Raw genomic sequence first — 11,829 nt, 5'->3', positions numbered from 1 at the left:
CTGGCGATCACAATTTAGCTGCTAACCAACAACACTTAACAACTACAACATTGTTAAGTATTGTTTTTGGGTTGACGATTACTTTAATCGTTTATCAGCATTGCTGTCTTATTTTTTAATGCTGTTAAACGTGAGGGCTAAAAAGCTAAGATCAACTTTGCTTATTTATGCCATCAACATAATAAAATAGACATTAACGCCACCAAGGTGTGATTAGATAAGCAAAAACTGTTATTGACCATCGCAGTCATTGTCAATTAACGCTATTATCTGCGCCACTAAATGAGTTGGAGTTGATATGAAAATCGCAAAACAAACTGCTGTCACTATTCATTACAAATTATCAAATGCCCAAGGTGAGCAAATTGAAAGCTCTTTTGGTGCAGAACCTATGCTGTATTTACACGGCGCTGAAAATATTATCCCTGGCCTAGAGTCTGCTCTAGAAGGTAAAGAAGTCGGTGATAAGCTTGAAGTGGAAGTTGAAGCTGAGCAAGGTTATGGCGAATACCATGACGGACTAAAACAAGAAGTTCCGCTTTCTGCATTTGGTGACATTGAAGACATCGTTCCTGGCATGCGCTTTATTGCTGAAACTGAAATGGGTCAACGTCCTGTTCAGGTAACTCAAGTTAATGACGAAACAGTTACCGTTGATGGAAACCACCCATTAGCAGGTCAAAGCTTACATTTTAGTGTTGAAATCATGACAGTGCGTGAAGCAACTGATGAAGAAATGGCTCACGGCCACATTCACGCTGAAGGTGGTAGTTGTGGACATGACCATGATGAAGCATGTAACGATGAAAAACCGGGTTGCGATGGCAATGGTGGTTGCGGTTGTCACTAATCCTTTGGGATTAGCACCAAAGACTGCAAATTAACCATTTGCGTCAATAAAAAGTACCAAATCAAATAATGTCATTCGCTAGATAATAGCCAGTGACATTTTTTTTGATATAATTTTCTTGTCATTTACAAGGAAACGACATAAACAGATAACCTCAGGGATGTTTCCCATCGAGTTATCTAGATTGCAGGAAGCAACATTCAAACTTACATTGCAAGGAGTGCATATGTTAGCGAAACCCTTATACGAGATTTTACCCTTAACTTATCTATCAGTCGGCAGTATTGGCATTATTTCAGCCCAGCCCATTTATGCGTTATTTTCAGCTGTGACAGTATTTTTATATGGTGCTTATATTTATAACCAACGCTCAATTAACCGTCGTACCGATCCTAAACGTAAGCGTAAAAAAGGTTTTATTCCTGAGTTTTTATATGGACAGCTGCCTTTTTTGTTTATCTTAAGTGCGGGGTTATTAAATCGCCTTTATCCAAAAGACTCAAGCATCCTCTTTGGCATTTTTTTATTCACGTTTGGGCTATATTTACTATTGCGCCGTTCAAGTTTTAGACAGCATAAATACCCTATTTCATCTTATTAACCAGACACAATCTAGCCTATATCAATCGGGCATAAAAAGCGTCGCTAATTGCGACGTTTTTTATGCCCGAAAAACACATAACGATTTATGACAATATGAGCATTTTGACTTTTTGCCTTTGTTCATCAGTCATATTCTTCAAGTAATTTGAACAACGTGTAATGGTTGCAATACTCACTTGATATTCTGCAGCAATTTGCCTTTGACTTAACTGACCATCAAGTAAAGTTTGAAACACTTTTAGTCGTCCTGAAATCGCACTGCGCTCTTCTTCAGTCATTAGCAGTTGAAACAATACTGCTAAATCAGCGTCATTTGAGTGAGATAACACTTTCTCTACAACCAAGCTCCAATCTGCGCGCATAAGCCCCTTCTATTAACTGCAATGACGTAACAGTACGAAGTGTAACAAAGCTAAGGTAAATTTTGAATATGCTATGAAAGTAAGTATAAGAATTGACTTAATAACTTCGTTAAAATTTTGAAACAAACTATTGCACACATGTCGCTTTTTTTATGTAGAATGTGAACAACCTCACCCTTGGTGCGGGTATATTTTACTACATTCACCTACTAGCCGTGTATCCATACTGCTAGTCAGTATTGACGAGATAGAAAAATGAAAAAAATAATTCTTGCCCTAAGCGTAGCGATGATCATTCCAAGTGCCGCGGCACAACACTTTAAAAAGCCAGCTGACGCAATTGAATATCGCCAGTCAGCATTTAGTTTAATCGCCTATAACTTTGGCGATATGGGCGCAATGTTAAAAGGTAAAAAGCCATTTGAACAAAGCGTTTTCAACCAACGCGCAGCAAATGTTGCTGCATTAGCTCAAATACCTCATGAAGGATTTATTGAAGGTACATCAACGGGCAAGACAGAAGCACTAGCAAAAGTCTGGACCAATAAGGCAGATTTTGATGAGCGTATGCAGTCGTTCCAAGACAATGCAAATAAACTGGCTCAAGTGGCTTCATCAGGTGATAAAAAAGCAATAAAACAAGCATTCGGACAAGTAGGGAAAAGCTGTAAAGGTTGTCACGACAACTATAAAAAAGATTAATCTCACTAACCGAAAGTCGTGACGCCAGTTGAATAAAAGGCATCGCAACAAAAAGTCCGCTGTATGCGGACTTTTTATTATGGCAATTTATAAATACTGATAAATAGGCCAGATAAGGTAATAACCAATAATGACACTTAATCCTAAAAATAACCCCGCTGCCCACCAAGAAGGCTTCATTTCGGGTGTTTTAAGCTTTTCGTTTTGCGGTTTATTTCCACTAAACATAGCTTGTATTAAACGCTCACCTTTTAGTTGATGTACCACTACCGCCAAAATATGGCAAACCACTAACACCTGCAATAAAGTGAAATTAGTCTTATGTAACCAATTAAGCCAACGGCTTTGTTCACTAGAGGCTAAATAATATAACGGCCCTTCGGTCATAATGTCATCGGTGGCAAATAAGCCGGTTACTAACTGCACTAATAACACCAGCAACATCATCACGACCATATAACCACCTGCAGGATTATGCCCTAAGGTATTTGGTGTTAATGAGCCTCTTAAATAATTGATAGCCGCCTTAGGTGAACGAACAAAGTCACTAAACCTTGCGGTGTCGCTGCCTACAAATCCCCAAATTATCCTGACAACAAGCAATACCAACAAACAATATGCAAAGATCTGATGCAACTCCATTTCCCCAGCATCCGCGCTCCACCATAGCCCCCCTAGCAAGCCAACTAAAGACCAATGAAATACTCTTATTGGGATATCCCATATTTTCACGGTAATTTTTACGGTCATAATGTTCTCTTTTTAGACATAAAAGTGAAGTGAATCAATAAAAAGTATCATGGTAACAATGCTGCGTGAATTAAATATTAGGCGCAGCGCCAACCTCAATATTCTTGCTTTTTAGACAGGGAGGGAATGTCATACTTACTGTTAAGCCTTGAGGTTCTCATTACATATAATGTGTATTTTTAATGAGTGGCATAAGTCATCATATAAAATTTCAACAGTGATAAAACAAAAAGCGGGTAAGTTATGGAGAAATAACGCACAATTTCAGTAATAAATGGTGCATTTAAGTATAGCGGCATCTACTTATCAAGGTTGGCAGTTATCACAAATGTTTATCGGCCAAATTAAATAAAGCATTGTGATGCGGCACTCGGTGTAAATGTTAAAACCAATCACCGTATCAACGATTTCCATCCCTGTTATCCATTCCAATATGACGGCAAAAAACATACAGTACAAGTACTTTTAAGCAATAATTTTACATATTTGTTTAACTGAATATTTTTTACTCAAACACGTTTTTTTCTCCCGTATTTTGTGATAAAAATCACATAAAACACGATAAATATTGGTAGTCTGGAGTTAAGCAAACAACAGAAGGTTCGAAATATGCTGAAAATTACTAGCAAGCAACTTGAAGTCACTGCACCAATCCGTGAACGTATTGAAGGCCGCCTTTCAAAACTTAGCCGTTATGACGTACAACTTATTAACCCTCACGTTATTATCACTCAAGAAAAGCAACAGTTTAAAATAGAAGCATCTGTTGGCTTACCAAGCGGCGAGTTATTTGCCCAAGCCAAAAGTGATAACCTTTATGCTGCTATCACAGCAATGGGGCAAAAGCTCGAAAAACAACTCAATCGCTTAACCCATAAGCCACACGCACAGCGTAATACCGCAATGGTAACTGAACCAGCATCTGAATTCGAATACGATTACAAAGAAGATACTGCGGCTTAATACTGCAAAAATAATCATCAACATGCGCACCTGTAGGTGCGCTTTTGTTTACCGGTTTTGTTGTCACCATTTAATATGAATAATTTTAGATTGACACCAGCTAACCACCGCTTTAGTTTGAGGGATATGAAACTCAATATACCGATGTTTTTTATTTTCTTTTTTATTCATTCTGATCTCGGGAGCGGATTTTCTGTGTAAAAACGAAAATGAAAATTCAATAGCCTCCCACTTGGGGGGCTTTTTTGTTTTCACTCAAACAAACTTTGAAGTCAGCATCAATATGCGACATAAATAATTTAGGTTAAGTTATGCAAAAACCGCCAACGTTAGACCACACAAGACAACAGATCACCCATTTAGATAAAGAACTATTAGGCTTACTTGCCAAAAGACGAGCATTAAGCTTAGATGTCGCTCGCAGTAAAGAAGTCGATATTAGACCAATAAGAGACACCCAAAGAGAAAAAGAACTATTAGAACGATTAGTACAGCAAGGACGTGAACAAGGGCTTGATGCGCATTATGTTATTTCGCTCTACCAAAGCATCATTGAAGACTCAGTACTCAATCAGCAAGCGTATTTACAAACCAAAGCCAATATACATACCCAGCAAGCGCAATACTCAGTAGCATATCTGGGCGCAAGAGGGTCTTATTCTTATCTAGCAGCCAACCGTTATTGTGACCGCCGCCAAGTCGAAATGGTCGACTTTGGTTGCCAAAGTTTTAATGACATTATTCACGCCGTTGAGTCTGGTCATGCTGATTATGGTTTTTTACCAATAGAAAACACCTCTTCTGGTTCAATCAATGAAGTCTACGATGTATTACAACATACCTCGCTATCTATTGTGGGCGAAACCACTATCGAAGTGGGGCATTGCTTACTTGCTGCTGCAGGAAGTGACATTAATAAAATAACCAAAATTTATGCTCACCCGCAGCCCATCAGTCAATGCAGCCGTTACCTAAGCCAGCACTCTGATATTAAACTTGAGTATTGCTCAAGCAGTGCCGAAGCCATGGATAAAGTGCTAAACAGCAAGAGCCAAGCCGTCGCGGCAATTGGAAGTGCTGAAGGCGGCGCACTGTATAACCTCACCGCGATTGATAATGACTTAGCTAATCAAAAGATTAATCAAAGTCGTTTTATTGTGGTCGCCCGTAAAGCTGTTGAAGTGCCGTCACAGTTACCCGCAAAAACGACATTAATCATGGCAACGGGGCACAAACCTGGCGCCTTAGTTGAGGCATTGTTAGTACTAAAAACCCATAATGTGAATATGTCAAAACTGGAGTCACGCCCTATTGCTGGCACACCTTGGGAAGAAATGTTCTATTTAGATATTGACGGCAATCTCGCTAATGAAAATGTTCAAAAAGCCATTAATGAGTTAGAAAAGCAGACTCGTTTTATTAAGGTGCTTGGTTGCTACCCTTGTGAAACAGTGAAGCCGACGCAGTTATCGCAATCTCAATTATTCATTGAACCAGACAGCTCAAAAGCAGTTGATAGCCCAAGCCTAGTGACTCAAACGCCATCACAGTCAAGCCAACACGCAAAGCACCGCCGTGAATTTAAAGCACAAAACTCAATCATGCACCTACACAATATGACCATGGGTGGGCAAGCATTTAATGCTATTAAACAAGTCGCATTAACTGATTCAGTGACAGAGATTGCGGCCATTGCTAAACATGCCAAAGAATCTGGATTTGAAGCATTGGTACTCACTAATAGCAATTTACTCATCAACGAGCAATTAGTGAAAGAGGCTGTTAAAGCAATCAATGCAGCAGGACTCGGAAGTTGCTTAACCGTAGAGCATATAATCGAGCTTAATATCGCAGCAAAGCTTGCCGATGGGTTGATTATCAATGGCAGCGCGATGTTTGACGATAATTTATTGCATCAAGCTGGCGGTTTAAGCCTGCCTGTTTTAATTGAACGGCATGTCAATGCTACCACGGAGCAATGGATGGCAGCCGCTGAAACTATCCTTAGCACGGGCAATCAGCAAGTTGGACTTATCGATGCGGGTATTAAAAGTTTAAATGAAGGTCAACAATTATCATTAGACATCGCTGGGTTAATTGATGTAAAGCAGCGTTGTCATTTACCTGTTATCGTTAACTTAACTCGAACAGCAACCGAGACTTCACTGCCACAGCAAGCAATAGTGATTAAGCAGCTCGCTCTTAGTGGGATAATTATTGATACTCAAGAAGAAACTCAAACCGATATATTGCAAAGGGTGCTGTTTCAATAATAATCTATATAAAAATGAAAAAACCGAGGCAATTATCCTCGGTTTTTATTATTAACTTACCATCAACACACAACAATTTTGTCTACAAATCCAATCACAGCGCCGTTAACGCAAGTGTCGCGCTTTTATGGTAAACATTGAAAGTCATCCATAAAAAGCATCAACAAAACAGGTGTTCATACTTTAAAGCCATCATGTAAACTCAACCACCCCTTAAAAATCCGATAACTAAACCACACCATTCCCAATAAATAACAAGGCACACTAAACCAAAATCCTGTCGATAAATAACCAACTAAAAAAGCACTAGCTAAACCAATTATACTCACTTTCTGCCAACGTAAGTGATTAAACAATAATGAATCATTTGGGATATTACGCTGAATAATATTGAGCCATAAGCTCATCAATACCGGAATAAAAAATAATGGAAATGCACTCATTAAGCCATATAGCAAATGCCCTAAAGACTTATCTTGAACTTGAGAATGACTATCCAGAGGTGGGGTAACAATTGACATAAGAGGTGCTCCATTAACGTAAGTGGCCTCTTTTATGTCAAAGTTGCAAATAGCTTTCACAGTCTATTTACTTAATCCGTTTATTTGACATAAAACGGTAAAATGAGGGAGCATAACATCACTGTATGCCTTGCCCGCTCACCTAAACATAATCGCAAAAACATCATTTAGCAACGCCAATTACAGTGAAAATCAATCGTGCTTCATATCGTTTACTGATTGCAACATTGCTCGACTTTCACTTTGAAATTGTGGTGCAAAATCACCAAACCATTCTGATACTTGGCTAAACTGTTCAATAAAGGCTTGACGGTCACCCGCTTTTAGTAAGCTTAACGCTGATTGATAATTATCAATATAATCACTTATTGCGTTAAGGCTCCCCTCTTGAGCAAAAATAATATCAGCATATAAATTAGGGTCTTGGGCAAATAGTCGCCCAACCATCGCTAACTCTAAACGATATATTGGCGAGCTAAATTGTAATAGATTATCTAAATCAGCTTGTTCTTTGCATAAATTTAGCCCGTATACAAAGGTTGAGAAATGACGCATGGCTTGCACCAGTTGCATGGCATTATCATGTTTTTGCGCTTTAGCTTCAACAATACGAGCACCCCAAATTTTAATTTGCTCTAACAACCATTCATAGCGGTGGCTATCACGCCCATGACAAACCACCACAACCTGTTTAGCTAAACTACCAACATCAGGGCCAAACATAGGATGCAGACCAACCACAGGGCCTTTATGAGCCTCAAGCATGGCTAAAAGCGGTTTTTCCTTAATGGAAGTCAAATCCGCCAAAATACACGTTTGCGGTAATTGATTGAGCTGAGTACGAATAACCTCACAAGTGACATTAATCGGGATTGTCACTAACACCATGCCGGCATTTTTAAATAATGATGGTGCGATTTGCCAGTCATCTTTATCGACAATCTTGACTTGATAACCAGACAACGTCAGCATTTGCGTAAATAGCTGACCTAACTGGCCTTGTCCGCCCACGATAACAATGTCACCTAAATCAGTTTTAACCTGTTTAAATCCAACATCTTTCTCATTCAAATATGACTCACGCATCAATCGACGTAACACGTCTTCAATTAACTGCGGAGAAATATTCATATTTACCGCTTCTTGGCGACGTTTGGCTAACATTGCAGCCTCACGTTGCGGCGCATAAATTGGTACACCCGCAGCATGCTTTACCGCGCCCACTTGAGCAACAAGATCTAAGCGTTTTCTAAACAAATGTAAAAGCTGTTGATCAACGCCGTCAATTAAATCACGCAAATTCTCAAGTTCGCCAGTGGTTTTCTCATTCATATGTGTACCCATAAACCATTTAAAGCTGTTGGTCAGTAAAGCGTGTTGGCAATATTGGTGATAATTGCTTAGCACCTTTACGTAAAATTGATTCTGTACTTTCCCAGTCAATACAAGCATCGGTAACCGACACACCATACTTTAATCCATTTGGATCATCCGTACCTTGATTGCCTTCGTTTAAGTGACTTTCTAACATGATACCAATAATTGACTTATTACCTACTGCAATTTGATTGAATACATCTTCACTTACTATTTTTTGACGAGTATGATCTTTTGAAGAGTTACCGTGGCTACAATCAATCACTAAACGTGCATTTAATTTTGCATCGTGAATCTGCTTTTCACAGGCTTGCACACTTTGGCTATCATAATTTGGTGCTTTACCGCCACGCAAAATAACATGACCGTGAGGGTTACCTGCCGTTTGCAATAAACTGACTTGCCCTTGCTGATTAATCCCCATAAAACGATGGCGACTTGCCGCAGACTTCAGCGCATTAATTGCCACATCTAGCTTACCGTCGGTACCATTTTTAAAGCCTACTGGCATTGATAAACCCGATGCCATTTCACGATGAGTTTGTGACTCAGTCGTTCTGGCACCAATTGCCGACCATGTAACAAGTTCAGAAATATACTGTGGACTAATTGGATCAAGCGCTTCTGTCGCTACCGGAAGTTCCAGTTCAGCGAGCCAAATCATCAATTGGCGTGCTAAACGTAACCCTTTTTCAACATCAAATGATTCATCCATATCAGGATCGTTAATCAACCCTTTCCAACCCACTGTCGTACGTGGCTTTTCAAAATAAACACGCATGAGGATATATAAATCGTCTTTTAATTCGTCGTGGAGTTTTTTTAATTTAAGTGCATATTCTTTTGCTTCTTCAATATTATGAATTGAGCAAGGGCCAGTGACGACCAGTACGCGGTTATCACGTTTGTGAACAATATCAGCTACCGTTTTGCGTGCATCAAGAATGTACTGTTGCGCTTTGGCACTTAACGGTAATTCTTGTTTTAATTGTGCTGGCGTTGACAGCACTTGCTCAGCACGAATATGAATATTGTTAATAGTATCTTGTTGCATGTTTGCCTCGGCTAAAATAATATTTTTTCAACAATAATGAAGACTTAAAAACCTGAATGAGTCAACAATTCACCTTACACTCAATCATTTAATTGACGCTTAAAATGTAGCGCTGTAACGCTACACCATTACAATATTGGTGTAACTATGCCTTTTGCGGTAAACGAAAGCAAGTGTAAATCTAAAAACTTTTCTCCCAGAAACAAAAACCCGCCTTACGGCGGGTTGTTGTGCGAACACTGCATCTTATTTGTTTTTGGAAACTATTACTTAGTTGCCAATTTCTCACGGATACGTGCAGATTTACCTGAACGTTCACGCAAGTAGTACAATTTAGCGCGACGAACGCGACCGCGACGTTTCACTTCGATGCTTGCGATTAGTGGGCTGTGCGTTTGGAAAGCACGCTCAACACCTTCACCATTAGAGATTTTGCGTACTGTGAATGCTGAATGCAAACCACGGTTACGCTTTGCGATTACAACGCCTTCAAAAGCCTGTAAACGCTCTTTGTTACCTTCAGTAACACGAACCTTAACTACTACTGTATCACCAGCACCAAATTCAGGTACGTCTGTTTTCATTTGCTCATCGTTGAGCATTTTAATGATGTTGTTCATAACTTACTCCGTTCTAGAATAAACTGAAGCGATGACTATTCGGACTCGTCCGTATTTTGTACGAACTGCGCTAATAAAGTCGATTGTTCGTCAGTCAGAGCTAGATTTTCAAATATTTCTGGTCGTCGCAAAAAAGTTCTTTTCAGACTTTGTTGTAACCGCCAGATTCTAATTTTTTCGTGATCACCGCTTAATAGCACTGCAGGTACGTCCATACCATCTAAGTTTTCAGGGCGCGTATAATGAGGACAATCCAAAATGCCGTTAGAGAAAGAATCTTGCTCTGCCGACGCTTGCTTTCCTAATACACCAGGTACTAGTCTTGCAACTGAATCGATTAACGTCATTGCTGGTAATTCTCCGCCCGAAAGCACGTAATCACCAATTGACCATTCTTCATCTACTTCAGCTTGAATAATGCGTTCATCAATACCTTCGTAACGACCACACACTAATATCAAACTGTCTGATTTAGCTAACTCAGAAACACCACGCTGATCCAGCTTGCGTCCCTGAGGTGATAGATAAATCACTTTCGCTCTGTCACCCGATGCAGCTTTAGCTGCATGAATGGCATCTCGCAAAGGTTGCACCATCATTAACATCCCAGGTCCACCGCCGTAAGGTCGGTCATCAACCGTGTGATGTTTATCATGGGTGAAATCACGAGGATTCCACGTTTGCACCTCAAGCAGGCCGTTTTTCACGGCTCGACCCGTCACTCCAAAGTCTGTCACAGCACGAAACATCTCTGGAAACAGGGTAATAACCCCTAACCACATATGCTGTACCTCGACTTAAAAGTCAGGATCCCAATCCACGATTATCTGTTTGCCTTGCAAATCCACCTGTTTGATGAACTGCTCGGTGACAAAGGGGATCATTCGTTCCACTTTGCCAAATGCATCTTTCACGTTAGCTTTAATCAGTAAAACGTCGTTCGATCCTGTTTCCACAATCTGATCGACTTTTCCCATGTTATAGCCATTAGTGTTAGTCACTTCGCAGCCAATAAGGTCACGCCAATAAAATTCATCATCAGCTAACTTTTGCATCTGCTCAGGCATAATTGCGATTTCACAATTAGTAAGCATCTGTGCCTGCTCGCGATTAGATACGCCTTCTAGCTCAGCGATTACCGCCTTACCTTGGGGTTTCCATTGCTTGACTTTCACTTCGCGCCATTCGCCTTGTTCTTTAATCAACCAAGGTGAATAGTTAAAAATACCATCAACAGAATCGGTATAGGCAGTGATTTTTAGCCAACCTTTAATGCCATGACTAGAGCCTAATTTACCCAGTACAATTGGCTGTTGGATATCACTCATCTATCTATACCTTCTAACACGATTAAGCAGCAGCTTTACGTGCGTCTTTGATTAACTTAGCAACACGCTCAGATGTTGCAGCACCAGTAGCAACCCAGTGCTCAATACGCTCTAAATCAATACGTAAAGTTTCTTCTTGGCCGCGAGCCATTGGGTTGAAGAAACCTACACGCTCGATGAAACGACCGTCACGAGCATTGCGGCTATCAGCCACTACGATATTGTAAAATGGACGCTTTTTAGCGCCGCCACGAGCTAAACGAATGGTAACCATGCGTTTTATTCCTCTAATGATTTGCAAGAAGCAAAAATAAAAACTGGAACCCGTGTTCGCAGAGGTCCCAGAAGAAAGCTGGCAGATTTTACCTGACTTGAGAACTATTGCAACAAAAACTGTTCATATAACAGTAATCAATGCCTGTCTGT

At 40.0% G+C, this 11,829-nt stretch carries 14 protein-coding genes and 1 other annotated feature; of the genes, 5 read left to right on the top strand and 9 right to left on the bottom strand.

Features of this window, described 5'->3' with window-relative positions; all coding sequences use genetic code 11:
- The first annotated feature begins 298 nt into the window (after positions 1-298).
- On the top strand, positions 299-850 hold the full coding sequence (locus tag G3R48_RS01535) for an FKBP-type peptidyl-prolyl cis-trans isomerase (RefSeq protein ID WP_153660955.1): 552 nt from the start codon (positions 299-301) through the stop codon (positions 848-850).
- A gap of 226 nt (positions 851-1,076) precedes the next feature.
- Positions 1,077-1,451 (top strand): hypothetical protein, encoded by a 375-nt coding sequence (locus G3R48_RS01530; RefSeq protein WP_153660957.1) that lies wholly within the window; start codon positions 1,077-1,079, stop codon positions 1,449-1,451.
- Between the two features lie 85 nt (positions 1,452-1,536).
- Here the strand turns inward: G3R48_RS01530 and trpR are convergent, their stop codons facing one another.
- Entirely contained in the window at positions 1,537-1,815 is a 279-nt protein-coding gene (trpR, locus tag G3R48_RS01525) for a trp operon repressor (RefSeq protein WP_153660959.1), read from the bottom strand.
- A 255-nt stretch (positions 1,816-2,070) separates the two neighbouring features.
- Between trpR and G3R48_RS01520 the strand changes: the two genes are divergently transcribed.
- On the top strand, positions 2,071-2,517 hold the full coding sequence (locus tag G3R48_RS01520) for a c-type cytochrome (RefSeq protein WP_153660960.1): 447 nt from the start codon (positions 2,071-2,073) through the stop codon (positions 2,515-2,517).
- A gap of 87 nt (positions 2,518-2,604) precedes the next feature.
- Here the strand turns inward: G3R48_RS01520 and G3R48_RS01515 are convergent, their stop codons facing one another.
- Positions 2,605-3,267 carry a cytochrome b/b6 domain-containing protein gene (locus G3R48_RS01515; protein ID WP_153660962.1) on the bottom strand — a complete coding sequence of 221 codons (663 nt, stop codon included), beginning with the start codon at positions 3,265-3,267 and terminating at the stop codon, positions 2,605-2,607.
- A 609-nt stretch (positions 3,268-3,876) separates the two neighbouring features.
- Here G3R48_RS01515 and hpf point away from each other — a divergent pair.
- Positions 3,877-4,230 (top strand): ribosome hibernation-promoting factor, HPF/YfiA family, encoded by a 354-nt coding sequence (gene hpf, locus G3R48_RS01510; protein ID WP_153660964.1) that lies wholly within the window; start codon positions 3,877-3,879, stop codon positions 4,228-4,230.
- 128 nt (positions 4,231-4,358) lie between these two features.
- Positions 4,359-4,480 (top strand) — a sequence feature (Phe leader region).
- Between the two features lie 61 nt (positions 4,481-4,541).
- Positions 4,542-6,503 (top strand): prephenate dehydratase, encoded by a 1,962-nt coding sequence (pheA, locus tag G3R48_RS01505; RefSeq protein ID WP_153660966.1) that lies wholly within the window; start codon positions 4,542-4,544, stop codon positions 6,501-6,503.
- A gap of 176 nt (positions 6,504-6,679) precedes the next feature.
- Here pheA and G3R48_RS01500 read toward each other — a convergent pair whose 3' ends face one another.
- The 7 genes from G3R48_RS01500 to rpsP all read right to left on the bottom strand — a co-directional run bounded on the left by G3R48_RS01500 (position 6,680) and on the right by rpsP (position 11,677).
- Entirely contained in the window at positions 6,680-7,024 is a 345-nt protein-coding gene (locus G3R48_RS01500) for a hypothetical protein (protein ID WP_153660968.1), read from the bottom strand.
- 192 nt (positions 7,025-7,216) lie between these two features.
- A complete protein-coding gene (gene tyrA / locus G3R48_RS01495) occupies positions 7,217-8,356 on the bottom strand; it encodes a bifunctional chorismate mutase/prephenate dehydrogenase (protein ID WP_153660970.1) in 1,140 nt (379 codons plus the stop codon).
- 19 nt (positions 8,357-8,375) lie between these two features.
- Positions 8,376-9,455 carry a 3-deoxy-7-phosphoheptulonate synthase gene (locus G3R48_RS01490; protein ID WP_153660972.1) on the bottom strand — a complete coding sequence of 360 codons (1,080 nt, stop codon included), beginning with the start codon at positions 9,453-9,455 and terminating at the stop codon, positions 8,376-8,378.
- Positions 9,456-9,721: 266 nt separating this feature from the next.
- Entirely contained in the window at positions 9,722-10,075 is a 354-nt protein-coding gene (gene rplS, locus G3R48_RS01485) for a 50S ribosomal protein L19 (protein WP_153660974.1), read from the bottom strand.
- A gap of 35 nt (positions 10,076-10,110) precedes the next feature.
- Positions 10,111-10,857 (bottom strand): tRNA (guanosine(37)-N1)-methyltransferase TrmD, encoded by a 747-nt coding sequence (trmD, locus tag G3R48_RS01480; RefSeq protein ID WP_153660976.1) that lies wholly within the window; start codon positions 10,855-10,857, stop codon positions 10,111-10,113.
- Positions 10,858-10,872: 15 nt separating this feature from the next.
- On the bottom strand, positions 10,873-11,403 hold the full coding sequence (gene rimM / locus G3R48_RS01475) for a ribosome maturation factor RimM (protein WP_153660978.1): 531 nt from the start codon (positions 11,401-11,403) through the stop codon (positions 10,873-10,875).
- 22 nt (positions 11,404-11,425) lie between these two features.
- Entirely contained in the window at positions 11,426-11,677 is a 252-nt protein-coding gene (gene rpsP, locus G3R48_RS01470) for a 30S ribosomal protein S16 (protein WP_153660980.1), read from the bottom strand.
- Positions 11,678-11,829 lie beyond the last annotated feature (152 nt).

Source organism: Shewanella intestini (assembly GCF_018221465.1).
Taxonomy (GTDB): Bacteria; Pseudomonadota; Gammaproteobacteria; order Enterobacterales; family Shewanellaceae; genus Shewanella; species Shewanella intestini.
Note: the sequence above shows the minus strand (reverse complement) of the source record. Positions and strands in the feature narration are given on the sequence as shown.